Source organism: Sphingorhabdus sp. (assembly GCF_040079335.1).
Lineage (GTDB): Bacteria > Pseudomonadota > Alphaproteobacteria > Sphingomonadales > Sphingomonadaceae > Sphingorhabdus_B.
Genome location: NZ_JBEBKL010000027.1, coordinates 1 through 13,032 on the forward strand (window position 1 = coordinate 1; position 13,032 = coordinate 13,032).

Annotated in this window: 13 protein-coding genes and 1 other RNA gene; 6 read left to right on the forward strand and 8 right to left on the reverse strand. The window is 56.8% G+C overall.

The genetic code is table 11. From position 1 onward, the window contains the following. Window positions 1–124: 124 nt before the first annotated feature. The 5 genes from ABL922_RS08860 to ABL922_RS08880 all read right to left on the reverse strand — a co-directional run bounded on the left by ABL922_RS08860 (window position 125) and on the right by ABL922_RS08880 (window position 4,685). The gene (locus ABL922_RS08860; protein WP_349023854.1) at window positions 125–1,723 is read right to left on the reverse strand and encodes a carboxyl transferase domain-containing protein; all 1,599 of its coding nucleotides are present in this window, start codon (window positions 1,721–1,723) and stop codon (window positions 125–127) included. 46 nt (window positions 1,724–1,769) lie between these two features. Beyond that, window positions 1,770–2,189: a 6,7-dimethyl-8-ribityllumazine synthase gene (ribH, locus tag ABL922_RS08865; protein ID WP_349023855.1), complete on the reverse strand. Its 420-nt coding sequence runs from the start codon at window positions 2,187–2,189 to the stop codon at window positions 1,770–1,772. 2 nt (window positions 2,190–2,191) lie between these two features. Beyond that, entirely contained in the window at window positions 2,192–2,689 is a 498-nt protein-coding gene (locus ABL922_RS08870) for a hypothetical protein (protein WP_349023856.1), read from the reverse strand. A 25-nt stretch (window positions 2,690–2,714) separates the two neighbouring features. Next, a complete protein-coding gene (gene ribB, locus ABL922_RS08875) occupies window positions 2,715–3,980 on the reverse strand; it encodes a 3,4-dihydroxy-2-butanone-4-phosphate synthase (RefSeq protein WP_349023857.1) in 1,266 nt (421 codons plus the stop codon). Window positions 3,981–4,070: 90 nt separating this feature from the next. Continuing rightward, a complete protein-coding gene (locus ABL922_RS08880) occupies window positions 4,071–4,685 on the reverse strand; it encodes a TetR/AcrR family transcriptional regulator (protein ID WP_349023858.1) in 615 nt (204 codons plus the stop codon). Window positions 4,686–4,737: 52 nt separating this feature from the next. On the opposite strand from ABL922_RS08880, the gene ABL922_RS08885 reads away from it, so the two are divergent. Then, window positions 4,738–6,171 (forward strand): carotenoid oxygenase family protein, encoded by a 1,434-nt coding sequence (locus ABL922_RS08885; RefSeq protein ID WP_349023859.1) that lies wholly within the window; start codon window positions 4,738–4,740, stop codon window positions 6,169–6,171. 6 nt (window positions 6,172–6,177) lie between these two features. Here ABL922_RS08885 and ffs read toward each other — a convergent pair. Further along, window positions 6,178–6,272: signal recognition particle sRNA small type (ffs, locus tag ABL922_RS08890), an RNA gene on the reverse strand. A gap of 164 nt (window positions 6,273–6,436) precedes the next feature. Between ffs and ABL922_RS08895 the strand changes: the two genes are divergently transcribed. Next, window positions 6,437–6,781, forward strand: a complete 345-nt coding sequence (locus tag ABL922_RS08895; RefSeq protein ID WP_349023860.1) for a PilZ domain-containing protein — start codon at window positions 6,437–6,439, stop codon at window positions 6,779–6,781. A 6-nt stretch (window positions 6,782–6,787) separates the two neighbouring features. Here ABL922_RS08895 and ABL922_RS08900 read toward each other — a convergent pair whose 3' ends face one another. Continuing rightward, window positions 6,788–7,798, reverse strand: a complete 1,011-nt coding sequence (locus tag ABL922_RS08900) for an inorganic phosphate transporter (RefSeq protein WP_349023861.1) — start codon at window positions 7,796–7,798, stop codon at window positions 6,788–6,790. 14 nt (window positions 7,799–7,812) lie between these two features. Further along, window positions 7,813–8,457, reverse strand: a complete 645-nt coding sequence (locus ABL922_RS08905; RefSeq protein WP_349023862.1) for a DUF47 family protein — start codon at window positions 8,455–8,457, stop codon at window positions 7,813–7,815. A 194-nt stretch (window positions 8,458–8,651) separates the two neighbouring features. On the opposite strand from ABL922_RS08905, the gene ABL922_RS08910 reads away from it, so the two are divergent. The 4 genes from ABL922_RS08910 to pstA all read left to right on the forward strand — a co-directional run bounded on the left by ABL922_RS08910 (window position 8,652) and on the right by pstA (window position 13,031). After that, window positions 8,652–9,641 carry an ATP-binding protein gene (locus ABL922_RS08910; protein WP_349023863.1) on the forward strand — a complete coding sequence of 330 codons (990 nt, stop codon included), beginning with the start codon at window positions 8,652–8,654 and terminating at the stop codon, window positions 9,639–9,641. Between the two features lie 65 nt (window positions 9,642–9,706). Beyond that, a complete protein-coding gene (locus ABL922_RS08915; RefSeq protein WP_349023864.1) occupies window positions 9,707–10,756 on the forward strand; it encodes a substrate-binding domain-containing protein in 1,050 nt (349 codons plus the stop codon). Window positions 10,757–10,774: 18 nt separating this feature from the next. Continuing rightward, window positions 10,775–12,157: a phosphate ABC transporter permease subunit PstC gene (pstC, locus tag ABL922_RS08920; protein WP_349023865.1), complete on the forward strand. Its 1,383-nt coding sequence runs from the start codon at window positions 10,775–10,777 to the stop codon at window positions 12,155–12,157. Next, window positions 12,150–13,031, forward strand: coding sequence for a phosphate ABC transporter permease PstA (gene pstA, locus ABL922_RS08925; protein WP_349023866.1), 882 nt, complete (start codon window positions 12,150–12,152; stop codon window positions 13,029–13,031). The genes pstC and pstA overlap by 8 nt, the downstream gene beginning before the upstream one ends. Window position 13,032: the final 1 nt, after the last annotated feature.

A 13,032-nucleotide genomic window follows, 5' to 3' on the forward strand; every position in this document is an offset into this window, starting at 1 on the left:
CCTTTATATTATCAATAAAAACCGCAATAGCCCAAACAGCTCCAACAATTGCTATAAATCGCGCTAAAGCGCGAAGGAACTTACTGTCTTCGAACAGTTTAATAAACAAATTCATCGTTCCCCCTCACATCCGAAACACCCCAAAGCCCCGCTCCTCAACCGGCGCATTCATCGTCGCCGCCAGCGCCAGCCCCAGCACATCCCTTGTCTGCGCCGGGTCAACAATTCCGTCGTCCCACAATCGTGCGGTGGCATAGTAAGGATTCCCCTCATCCTCATATTTCTGGCGGATCGGGGCCTTGAAGTCTTCGGCCTGTTCGGGGCTCCAATTCGCGGCGTCGCGGTGCACGGTTGCCAGCACCGATGCCGCCTGTTCGCCGCCCATCACGCTGATGCGTGCATTGGGCCAGCTGAAGAGGAAGCGGGGCGAATAGGCACGCCCGCACATGCCATAATTGCCCGCGCCAAAGCTGCCGCCGATCAGCACGGTGATCTTGGGCACGGTCGCGGTGGCGACGGCGGTGACGAGCTTTGCGCCATGCTTGGCGATCCCTTCTGCCTCATATTTGCCGCCGACCATGAAGCCGGAAATGTTCTGCAGGAACAGCAGCGGGATTTTGCGCTGCTGCGCCAACTCGATGAAGTGCGCACCCTTTTGCGCGCTCTCGCTGAATAGCACGCCGTTATTGGCGAGGATCGCGACCGGCATCCCCCAGATATGCGCAAAGCCGCAAACAAGCGTGCTGCCATAGAGCGCCTTGAACTCGTGAAACTCGCTGCCGTCGACCAGCCGCGCGATCACCTCATGTACGTCATAGGGGGCGCGGACGTCTTCGGGGATGATGCCGTAGAGTTCCTGCGGATCATATTTGGGTGGGCGCGCTTCGCGTTTTTCGACCTTGAAGCCTTCGTTCGCGCCCAGATGGCTGACGATATCGCGCACGATAGTCAGCGCATGTTCGTCATTCTCGGCCAGATGATCGACCACGCCCGATTTCTTGGCGTGCAAGTCTCCGCCGCCGAGATCCTCGGCGCTGATTTCTTCCCCCGTTGCCGCCTTCACCAACGGCGGGCCAGCGAGGAAGATCGTGCCCTGCTTCTTCACGATCACCGTTTCGTCCGACATGGCAGGCACATAGGCGCCACCCGCGGTGCAACTACCCATCACACAGGCGATTTGCGGGATCGCCTTGGCGGACATGTTCGCCTGGTTGAAGAAGATGCGACCGAAATGCTCGCGGTCAGGAAAGACCTCTGCCTGGTGCGGCAAGTTCGCCCCGCCGCTGTCGACGAGGTAGATGCACGGCAGCCGGTTCTCCATCGCGATTTCCTGCGCGCGCAGATGCTTCTTCACCGTCAGCGGATAATAAGTCCCGCCCTTCACCGTGGCATCATTGCAAACGATCATGCATTCGCGGCCCGAAACGCGGCCAATGCCGGTAATCAGGCTCGCGCCATGCACATCGCCTTCATACATGCCATTGGCAACCAGCTGGCCGATTTCAAGGAAAGGCGCGCCGGGATCAAGCAGCCGTTCAACGCGGTCACGCGGCAACAGCTTACCGCGCGCCACATGGCGCTCGCGATGCTGCTCCGGCCCGCCCAGCGCGGCCTGCGCCACCTTGGCGCGCAATTCGTCCGCTAAGGCGCGATTATGCGCCGCGCGGGCCTGCGTGGCTGGGTCTTCGGGATTATAAGTTGTCGATAAAACCGGTGCTGTCATTCAAGCGTTATAACGCCGAATTGAGCCAAGGGAATGCGCAACTTTATTACGCAAAGCGGTTGCGCAATTCCAGCATGGCTATTGCCGCCTTCGCGGCCTCCCCGCCCTTGTCCTTTTGGCCGGGATCAGCGCGGACAAGTGCCTGCTCTTCATTCTCAACCGTCAGGATGCCGTTGCCAATGGCGACACCATCCATGGTCAATGCCATGATGCCACGCGCGCTTTCGCCCGCCACGATTTCGAAATGATAGGTCTCGCCGCGAATAACGACGCCGATGGCGACGAAACCGTCATACAAGTCGCTCTGGTCGGCAAGCGCGATGGCGCCGGGAATTTCGAGCGCACCGGGAACGGTAATCACCTCGACCTCGTGCCCCGCGGCTTTTAGCGCAGCGCTCGCACCTGCAACGAGCATGTCGTTCAAATGGTCGTAGAAACGCGCTTCAACAATCAGGAATTTTGCCATTTTTAGTCCTTTGGAATGCCGTGAATTACAAGGGTGCCGCCTTGATAGCGAAGGTCGTTGCTAACTTCTGCTGCAGCCCAGACGGGTGGATGTAAATCTCGCAATATCTGATCGTCGGACCGTTCGATTTCTACTAGTTCAAGTCCATCCAGCGCACCATCGAATTGATCAACGCTAAATCCTGCAATACTGTAGCGCTTTTTAGCGAGTGAACGTGCGTCCAGTTTTGCAAATACCTCAAATTCCTGCTCTGTCAGATAGGCGGTGACAATCGGTCGAGCCAAGGGATCGGAACACTCATATTTTTTGGTCAGCTTAAGCGTCGATTGGCCGGTTTTGCTGTCGGTCATGCGGCGCAAGCGTATCCTGGTGCCTGTGATATAACGGTCTTCAATCAGAACATAATCAAGATCGCCAATATCCGGGCGCTGATTTTGATCAACAAGCCAGCGTCGTTCCCTTTCGATGAGAGTATATTTCGGTGGTCGCGCCTCAGTCATATTACTCTCCACGAAGCCCTCTTCCTTACTCCGGAATGGGGCGTTCGCCGACGACGTGGATGCCATAGCCTTCAAGGCCGACAACGGTGCGGTGCGAATTGGTGAGCAGCGTCATATCGTGCACGCCCAAATCGGCAAGGATTTGCGCGCCGATGCCATAGACGCGCAGCTCGCTACCGTCTGTGGTTCCACCAACTTCGTGCTGCAGGCTCTGCGGGCCGCTGGGCATCAGCACGACGATAAGCCCGCGCCCTTCCCTGCCGATTTCGGTCATGCAGCGCTGCAGCGTGCGCTTGCGCGGACCCGAGCGTCCAAGGACATCATCGAAGATCGAAATGGCGTGCATGCGCACCAGCGTCGGTTCATCGGGCAGCACCTTGCCTTTTTGCAGGACGACATTGGTGCTGCCGTCGATCTTGTTGCGATAGGTCATCGCGCGCCAGTCGCCGCCATAGTCGGACTGGAAGGCGCTCTCGCTTGCTTTTTCGACCAGATGGTCATTGCGCATACGATATTCGATCAGGTCGCGGATCGTGCCCATCTTCAGCTTGTGCATGCGGGCGAAAGCGACAAGATCGTCCATGCGCGCCATGGTGCCATCGTCCTTCATGATCTCGCAAATGACGCCGGAGGGATTGAGTCCTGCCAGACGGCTGATATCGACCGCCGCCTCAGTATGGCCAGCCCGCACCAGCACGCCGCCGTCGCGCGCGGTCAGCGGGAATACATGTCCCGGCGACACAATATCCGCAGGCCCCTTTGAAGCGTCGACCGCGACCGAAATGGTGCGCGCCCTGTCAGCTGCACTGATGCCGGTGGTAACGCCCTCTTTCGCCTCGATCGAGACGGTAAAGGCGGTTTCCATGCTTTCGCGGTTCTCGCTCGCCATTGGCGCTAGGCCGAGCTGGTTGCAGCGCGACTTGGTCATCGCCAGACAGATCAGGCCGCGGCCATGCGTCGCCATGAAATTGATCGCATCCGGCGTCGCCATCTGCGCGGGGATGATCAGGTCGCCTTCATTTTCGCGATCCTCATCATCGACCAAGATATACATGCGGCCATTGCGCGCTTCTTCGATGATTTCCTCGATCGGCACCAATGCGGGCGTGTCGTCATTGGAAAAGAGGTAGCTTTCGAGTTTGCGCAGCGTCTCCGCCGTCGGGTTCCAATCCGGCGCATCAAGATCGCGCAGTGTATTGGCATGAAGGCCAGCGGCGCGGGCGAGGCCCGAGCGCGACAGCCCACCTTCGGTGACTAGGTGGCGGAGTTTTTCGATCAATTGTGTCGACATTTCACATTCCCGTGAGAATCACGCTTCGAAAAGCACTTGGCTGCTGCTATAAATCACAGCATGATGTGAGCGTCAAGACATCTAATCACATTATGGCATTGTCTTTGCTGCAGGGTCAGGACCTGCAATCACTTTGTCGATCAAAGCATCATCTTGGGGCAAAATGCCGTCAAGCATCATCATCGACAGGCCATGAACGATCGCCCAGGATCGCACAGCCAGCACGCGCTTTTCTTCGCTGGTCGCGCCGTCAAAAAGCAGGGCAGCGACATTGTCCAGCAGCATTTGCAGGCCATCGCTGGGAGTTTCGTCAAGATTGGAGCCATATAGCGCATGGAACCGCGACATCATCAGCCTGAAAAGCGACGGATTAGCGAGCGCAAAACGGACATAGGCTTTACCCGTCGCATCAAATCCCGCTTGGCCTCCACCCGCTTCTACCTTCGCTGTGCGTTGCGCTTCGGCAAGCATCTGGTCGCCCTCCAGACACAATGCCATCAATAATGCAGCCTTGTCCGGAAAGTGGCGATACACCGCCGTCGCGCTAACCCCGACATTGCGGGCAACCTCTCGCAGCGAGAGATGTTCGGCTTCGTTTTTTGCCAGAAGTTTCAAGCCCTCCGCAACCAGCGACGCGCGCAGGTCGCCATGATGGTAGCCGCGCTTGTCATTTTTGATGTTGACACTGTTATCATTGACACTCATGTTATCGCTGTAAACATTGCCGAGTCGAATGGCAAGTCAGAGGAGACCAGATATGGCCAGCGCAGTCGAAACCCTCATTCGTGGAGCCGTCACCAAAGGTGTGATGAAGGTCGCCGAATTTAATCGCGAACACCGCAAGGCACCTGCGGCGCATCCTTATCTATCCGGCATTCACGCGCCGATGGACGCCGAACTGTCGCTCGATGATTTGCGTGTCACCGGTACGATCCCTGCCGAACTCGACGGACGCTACATTCGCATTGGCCCTAACCCGATCAACCCCAACCCCGCCGCCTATCACTGGTTCATGGGTGACGGCATGGTGCATGGCGTAAGGCTGCAAGGTGGCAAGGCATTGTGGTATCGTAACCGCTGGATCCGATCGAACGCCGTCAGCTCGGCCTTGGGTGAACCCCCTGCCCCCGGCCCGCGCGCCGAACGCTTCGACACCGTCAACACCAACGTCCTCGGCCACGCAGGCCAGACATGGGCGATTGTCGAGGCGGGCGGCTTCCCCGTGCGCATTGACGAGGAACTCAACACGATCGCGCACGACCCCTTTGGTGGCACGCTGCATTATTCCTTCTCCGCCCACCCGCATCTCGACCCTGATAGCGGTGAGATGCACGCCATCTGCTACAAGGGCGATGTTGCCGACACGATCTGGCATGTCGTCGTCGATGCCGGTGGCAAAGTTGTCCGTGAGGAACCCATCAGCGTAGCCCAGGGCCCGATGATACATGATTGTATGATAACGAAAAATTACGTGATCATCCTCGATCTGCCCTGCACATTCTCGATGAAAGCCCTGATTTCAGGCCACCCCTTCCCCTATCGCTGGAACCCCGATCACAAACCGCGCGTAGGTCTGTTGTCTCGGAAAGGCAAAGGCGAGGACACAATCTGGTGCGATGTCGAGCCCTGCTATGTCTTCCACCCTTGCAACGGCTATGAAACCGACGACGGCAAGGTCATCCTCGACGTCTGCGCACACGACCAAATGTTCCGCCCCGACGCAACCGGCCCCGATTCCACCCGCGTCCCCTTCGAACGTTGGACCATTGATCCCGTCGCAAAACAGGTCGCGCGACAGGTCATCGATGAAGAATCACAAGAATTCCCCCGGCCCAACGAAAACCGGATCGGCAAGCCCTATCGCTATGCCTATACGATGTCGCTGCCCGACGGTTTCGATGCAGCCTCTCCCAACCAGTCGAAACTGTTCAAGCATGATCTGGAGGCCGGGGGGAAACAGGTGCACGATTTCGGCACAGGCCACATCCCGGGCGAATTCGTCTTCGTCCCGCGAAAGGGTGGCGCTGCCGAGGATGATGGCTGGCTTATGGGTTATGTTGTCAACATAGCTGAGGAAACGACCGACCTTGTCGTCCTGAACGCGCAGGATTTTGAAGGCGCGCCTGTAGCAATCGTGCACATACCCCACCGCATCCCGCCGGGCTTTCATGGTAACTGGGTGTCTGCGTGAATGTGTGAAATAGGAGCCGGATGACCCGCCGAAAAATCGTTACGGCTGCTTCCGTCAGGATCTGACCGAGTTGGCGACGACAGCGCCCATCCGACTCCCGTGGCGCATATGGCAGCAGTTGCGGGGAATTTCAAGCTGGCGGCGGGGCGATTAAAATTACCCGATTTCAAGCCGATGTTTGATTAAGTGCATCTTAACTAAGATTTGCGGCAACAGATTAACCTTACAGGCGCAGCATGGCATTTCCAAAGGCAGGAATCACGCCATGAGCATATCGGAAACTGCAGACCCGACTTCGCTACGCTACGACCAGGCAGCGCTGGAAGATCGCTGTGCACCACGCATCAAACTGCGCATCCCGGCCATGCTTCGGCAATCGGGAAATACCGGATTTGCTGTCGTCGTGACCGATCTTTCGATTGCAGGCTTCCAGTGCGAGGCGTTGACCGGGATGCCCGCAGGCGCACGCTGCTGGTTGGCACTGCCCGGCCTTTCACCGATTGAATCGCAACTTATCTGGAACAACGGACGCGCCGTCGGTTGTGCCTTTGTAAACCTTATGAATCAGGCTGTGATGGATTCAATTATCCGGCGTTTTGTGCTGGCCTGATTCGGCTCAGAACAGTCTCGTGAGCCAATAGAAGCTCGCGCCAACAGCCGCAGACGCAGGCACGGTCAATACCCACGCTGTCAGCAGGTTGCTCGCAACGCCCCACCGCACTGCCGACGCCCTGCGTGCCGTACCCGCACCGATAACGGCTCCGGTGATAGTATGCGTTGTCGATACCGGAATGCCCATTGCCGAAGCACCGAACAGCATGATCGAACCGCCCAGCGAGGCGCTGAAGCCCTGATGCTGCGACAATTTGGTGATCTTTGTTCCCATTGTCTCGATGATCTTCCAGCCGCCACAGGCGGTGCCGAGGCCGATCGCAATATAGCAACTGATTGCCACCCAGTGCGGCACATGAAACTCGCCCTGCATGTAGCCGGTCGAATACAGCAGCACTGCTATGATACCCATTGTTTTTTGAGCATCGTTCAACCCGTGGCTGAGCGAATAGGCCGCAGACGACATGATGTGCATCACCTTCATCCCGCCTTCGGCCTTGCTGGCGGTTGCGTTGCGCAGTGCCCATGAACTGACGAGCATGACCAGCATAGCCAATATCATGCCCAAAGTCGGCGACAGGAAAATGAAGATAACGGTTTTGTTGAGGCCCGCCCATTGCACCGCGCCAAAGCCATTTGCCGCGACGCCCGAACCTATCAGCCCGCCGACTAGCGCATGCGATGACGAGGACGGAATGCCTTTGATCCAAGTGAGTATGTTCCAGAACATAGCGCCGCACAGCGCGCCGAAAACAACGGCGGGCGTGACCAGATCTTTGTCGATGAGTCCCTTGCCGATCGTATCAGCAACCTTGTGCAGCCAAGGAAAATACAGGGTCAGAAAATAAGCCGCGAAGTTGAAGAAAGCCGCAAACATCACCGCATGAAACGGCTTCAGAAGCTTTGTCGAGACAATCGTCGCAATCGAATTGGCGGCGTCGTGCAGTCCGTTCAGAAAATCAAACAGTAGCGCGAGTATGACCAGGCCGACGAGTAGCGGAAAGGCGATTTCCATTTTGGCCTCCCGGCTCAGGCGTGATCGATGACGATGCCGTCAATCTGGTTTGCGACATCTTCAAATTTGTCACACACCTTTTCGAGGTGGCGGTAAATTTCGTTGACCACGACGAATTGCGTGGGGTCGGTTTTGCCATGCTCCATGAAAGCCTTGCGCAACCCAGCAAAATTCAGCTTGTCGGCATCGCCTTCCAACCTGACCAGACGGGCGGTCATTTCGTGCAGCGGCTTGGCATTCGCCGTTACATCGCGCAACAGTGGGAGTGCTTGATCAATGATTGCCGATGCCTCAACGATGATATCTGCCATACCGACCATTTCGGGCGTGAAAGTGGTTACGTCATATAGTTCGACAGCACCAGCTGTCTGCTGCATCTGGTCAACCGCGTCATCCATGACTCCGATCAGGGCAGTAATAGCTCCGCGATCAAAGGGCGTCAGGAATATACGCCGGACGTCCTGCAGCACATCGCGGATGATATCATCGGCCTTATGCTCTTCATCCTCGATGGTCTTGATATGAACTGCAATTTCGGGCCCGCCACGGACGAGTTTGGCCAGCGCTTCCGAACTGGCAACAATCGTTTTGCCATGTGCTTCGAACTGTTCGAAAAAATTGCCGGTGCGCGGCAATAGCTTTTGAAACCAAGCGAACATATTTCCCCCTGAACGCTGAAAATTCCGGGGCGCGAATCGCCCTCTTGCGGTGTCATATTGTTGTAACGATTTCGTCGTTAAACCGTAACGATCAAATGCATATAATTAAGTTCAGTTTTCCCTCCCAACCGATCCAGTCCCCCTTGTTGCCACTTCCCGATTGAGGAAGTTGCCCCTTTTGCTAAAGTGTTGCCATGGCCGAATATGCGAAACAGCTGCTGTCCCTGATCGAAATTCCGATCTTACTGGTTCATGGAGACAGGGTGAGTTTTGCCAATGAAGCGGCCAAGGCGTTGCTCGGCAGCCATATAGAGGGGCAGGACATTCGAATTGCGCTACGTGATCCAGAGGCGCTCAAGCTGGTCAAGTCGCCCGATGGCGGACGAGCCAAAATCACGGGCCTTTCAGTTCGTGGTAGCGTTTGGGAAATAGTGTGCAGTCCGCTTTCGGACAATAGTCGCCTCATTTCGCTGCAAGACCAATCCGTTCAGGTCAGTGTCGCGCGCGCGCACGCTGATTTCGTGGCTAACGCCAGCCATGAGTTGCGAACGCCGCTGACGGCCATTTTGGGCTACGTTGAAACTCTATCCGATGTAAAAGCTGGTGAAGACCCAGCTACCCGTCAGAGATTCTTGGATATTATCAAGCGCGAGGCAACGCGAATGCAATCGCTGGTGTCCGACCTGATGTCGCTTTCCCGCATTGAGGCAATCCGCCACGAAGCCCCATCGGACCGCGTTGACATGGTTAGCCTTTGCCGTGAGGTCATTGGCGAACGCCCCCGCGACGTCGAGGTCAGCTTCATCTCTAATACCGATCAGGCATATGTTACCGGCGACCACGCCCAACTAGCGCAGGCCTTCCGCAACCTTGTCGACAACGCCGAAAAATATGGCGGATCGGAAAAGGGCACCAAGGTTCAACTTGAAGCGAGCGAGCGGGGCTGGCTGACTCTGTCGATCACCGATCACGGCGAAGGCATAGCCCCCGAACATCTGCCTCGCCTCACCGAGCGATTTTACCGAGCCGATACAGGGCGCAGCCGCGCCGCAGGCGGCACTGGATTGGGCCTTGCCATCGTCAAGCATGTGGTCGAGCGGCATCGCGGCCGTTTCGATGTCAGCAGTCGCCAAGGCGAAGGCACTACCGCAACGATCATGCTTCCACAGGATAAATCGGATTGAGTCTCAAAACCGTAACATGATTGTCGCATTTGGCGGGTCAGTCATAAAACTGAAGGGTTTATATTATGCGTAAATGGGGTCTCATCGCACTGGCATCGGCCACTGCACTTATAGTTTCGGCATGCGGCGGAAGCGGCTCGGGTGGTGGCGAAAACCGCGACTTCCTGCGCGTTGTCGGCTCTTCGACCGTCTATCCGTTCGCAACCGCAGTTTCGGAAGCAACCGCGAAGGCCAATCCTGACATGAAGTCTCCGGTCATCGAATCGACCGGTACGGGCGCAGGCATGAAACTGTTCTGCGGCGGCGTCGGTGCCCAGCATCCCGATATTGAAATGGCTTCACGCCGCATGAAGAAGTCAGAATTTGACGATTGCGTCAAAAACGGCGTGAAGGACATCATCGAAGTCCAAGTCGGTCTTGACGGCATCGCGTTTGCGGAGGCCAACAAGGGCCCTGAAATGAAGCTCACTCCCGAAGACGTTTACAAGGCACTGGCTGCCAATCCTTTCGGCAGGCCCCAAGCTGCCAAGAACTGGAGCGACGTTAACCCAGCCCTTCCTGCGATCCCCATCGTTGTTTACGGCCCGCCGTCAACCTCGGGGACCCGCGATGCGCTTGCTGAGTTGATCCTGACCAAAGGCTGTGAAACCGATCCAGCGATGAAGGCGCTGAAGGACAGCGACAAGGACAAGCATAAGGATCTGTGCACCAAAGTGCGCACCGATGGTGCCTATGTCGAACAGGGTGAAAACGACAATCTGATCGTGCAGAAGATTGCCGCCAACCCGAAAGCCATCGGCATTTTCGGTTTCTCCTTTCTCGAAGAAAATATGACGAAAATCAAGGGTATCCCGATGTCCGGCGTGATGCCGACCTACGAAAGCGTTGCCGATTTCTCCTATCCCGGTGCTCGCCCGCTCTACCTGTATGTCAAGGCGGCGCATGTGAAAGCGATCAAGTCGGTCACGCCATTCCTCAGCGAATTTGCCAAAGCATGGGGCATGGACGGCTATCTGAAAACCAAGGGCATGGTTGTAGCTCCTGAAGATGTTCGCACAAAAAATGCGGACATTGTCTCGAAAATGACATTGATGGATGCCAGCGGCCTTAAATAAGCCGGAAAGCTGGGGGCAATGCCGATATCCTTTGTTTTGATTTGTGTATTTGGCCTGGGCGTAATCGCCTGGGCCATTTCACGCGCGCGCTCAGCGCACTTTGCGCCGGTTGCTGGTAAGCTGAAACTCGCCTTGCCGGGACATTATGGACTGTACGCGGCGATTTGGACCATAGTTCCTGCACTACTGGCAGCATGGATATGGTCGCTGATTTCGCCTGGCCTCGTGCATGGCGCGATCCTCGCCGATCCAGCTGCAGCTCAGCTTCCGGCTTTCGAATTTGAACGCAACACGGTGTTGAACGAGGCTTTTGCGCTGGCAAATAATCCCAATGCATTTGCCTCTGACACGATTGCCCAGCAACTCGCACCGGCCATTGCAGCTGCCCAAGCCAAATTCGGCTGGATTGGTGCGGCAATCACGTTGATCGTGGCACTGTCAGGACTCGCCTTTGGCTATACGCGGATCAAGGCAGGCTTTCCCGCACGCTCGCGCATTGAGCGCATCGTGCTTGGCGCATTGCTTCTGGCCTCGTTCGTCGCGATCGTCACCACAGTCGGCATCATCGCATCGCTGATTTTTGAATCGGCGCGCTTCTTCTCAATGGTCAACCCTATCGACTTCCTGTTTGGAACCAACTGGACCCCCGACACAATGGCGTCGGCATCGTCGGACATGGGCAATGATCTGGGCGCCGTCCCGCTGTTCTGGGGCACATTCTTCATCGGCGCTGTCATCGCAATGATCGTCGCTATCCCCTTTGGGCTTATGAGCGCGATTTATCTGACGCAATATGCGTCGCCACGCGCCCGCAGAATATTGAAGCCTATGCTCGAAATCCTCGCTGGAATTCCGACGGTAGTTTACGGCTATTTTGCCGCGCTAACCGCCGCACCGATCATCCGCGACCTAGCGAATGCCATCGGCATCACCAACGCATCGACCGAAAGTGCGCTCGCCGCCGGACTCGTGATGGGGGTGATGATCATCCCATTTGTTTCATCGATGGCCGACGACAGCATCGCTGCAGTACCGCAAGCAATGCGCGACGGCTCGCTGGCTATGGGTGCTACCACATCGGAAACGATCAAAAAGGTTCTGATCCCCGCTGCGCTACCTGGCATCGTCGCAGGCGTCATGCTGGCAATCAGTCGTGCGATTGGCGAAACCATGATCGTCTATATGGCCGCTGGGGCCTCGGCCAATCTGTCCGCCAACCCATTCGAACGCATGACCACAGTGACCTATCAGATCGCAGCTTTGCTGACCGGTGAAGGCAGTTTCGACCATCCGACCACGCTGTCAGCCTTTGCGCTCGGTCTCGTTCTGTTCATCGTGACGCTGATTCTTAACATTATCGCGCTGCGCGTCGTGAAGCGTTTCCGGGAGGCTTATGAGTAACTGGCAATCCCCCGAAGCAACCGCACGCCTCAACAAGCGCTACGCTGCCGAACGCCGTTTCAAACTGCTCGGCCTCGCCGCTATCGTCCTGTCGATGCTGTTCCTTGCAGTGTTGCTGTTCACGATGCTGAAAAACGGCATATCCGGGCTCGACTGGTCCTTCCTTTCGGGATCGGATTCCACTGACCCTTCGACTGCAGGTGTATGGAGTGCGGTCAAAGGATCGATTTTGACGATGCTGGTGACGCTGGCGCTCGCTTTCCCGATGGGCGTGCTTGCCGCTATTTATCTTGAGGAATTTGCGCCGCGCTCGCGCTGGGTCGATTGGATCGAAGTTTCGATCAACAATCTGGCGGCGGTCCCTTCGATCATATTCGGCTTGCTCGGCCTCGCCGTCTTCATCCAGTTCCTGCACCTGCCGCGATCTTCACCACTTGTCGGCGGGATGACTTTGGCGCTGATGACTATGCCGGTCATCGTTATTTCTGGGCGCAATGCCATTAAAGCCGTGCCTCCGTCGATCCGCGATGCAGCCCTCGCAGTTGGGGCTAGCAAGGTGCAGACGGTGTTCCACCATGTCTTGCCTCTGGCGCTGCCCGGTATCCTGACCGGAACCATCATCGGCATGGCGCGCGCTCTGGGAGAAACCGCGCCGCTGCTTATGATCGGCATGCGTGCGTTTGTGTCGACGCCACCTGGCGGCGTCTCCGATCCGTCTTCGGTACTGCCGATGCAGATTTTCCTGTGGTCGGATGAAGTCGATCAAGGCTTTGTGCAAAACACGTCGGCTGCGATTATTGTGCTATTGTTCGTGCTGATCGCCATGAACGGCGTCGCCATCTATCTCCGCAACAAGTTCGAGACCCGCTGGTAAA

Bases quoted from the DNA above. Each gene is read 5' to 3' on its own strand.
- ABL922_RS08860 (WP_349023854.1), bottom strand. From the start codon at position 1,723: ATGACAGCACCGGTTTTATCGACAACTTATAATCCCGAAGACCCAGCC.
- ribH (WP_349023855.1), bottom strand. From the start codon at position 2,189: ATGGCAAAATTCCTGATTGTTGAAGCGCGTTTCTACGACCATTTGAAC.
- ABL922_RS08870 (WP_349023856.1), bottom strand. From the start codon at position 2,689: ATGACTGAGGCGCGACCACCGAAATATACTCTCATCGAAAGGGAACGA.
- ribB (WP_349023857.1), bottom strand. From the start codon at position 3,980: ATGTCGACACAATTGATCGAAAAACTCCGCCACCTAGTCACCGAAGGT.
- ABL922_RS08880 (WP_349023858.1), bottom strand. From the start codon at position 4,685: ATGAGTGTCAATGATAACAGTGTCAACATCAAAAATGACAAGCGCGGC.
- ABL922_RS08885 (WP_349023859.1), top strand. From the start codon at position 4,738: ATGGCCAGCGCAGTCGAAACCCTCATTCGTGGAGCCGTCACCAAAGGT.
- ABL922_RS08895 (WP_349023860.1), top strand. From the start codon at position 6,437: ATGAGCATATCGGAAACTGCAGACCCGACTTCGCTACGCTACGACCAG.
- ABL922_RS08900 (WP_349023861.1), bottom strand. From the start codon at position 7,798: ATGGAAATCGCCTTTCCGCTACTCGTCGGCCTGGTCATACTCGCGCTA.
- ABL922_RS08905 (WP_349023862.1), bottom strand. From the start codon at position 8,457: ATGTTCGCTTGGTTTCAAAAGCTATTGCCGCGCACCGGCAATTTTTTC.
- ABL922_RS08910 (WP_349023863.1), top strand. From the start codon at position 8,652: ATGGCCGAATATGCGAAACAGCTGCTGTCCCTGATCGAAATTCCGATC.
- ABL922_RS08915 (WP_349023864.1), top strand. From the start codon at position 9,707: ATGCGTAAATGGGGTCTCATCGCACTGGCATCGGCCACTGCACTTATA.
- pstC (WP_349023865.1), top strand. From the start codon at position 10,775: ATGCCGATATCCTTTGTTTTGATTTGTGTATTTGGCCTGGGCGTAATC.
- pstA (WP_349023866.1), top strand. From the start codon at position 12,150: ATGAGTAACTGGCAATCCCCCGAAGCAACCGCACGCCTCAACAAGCGC.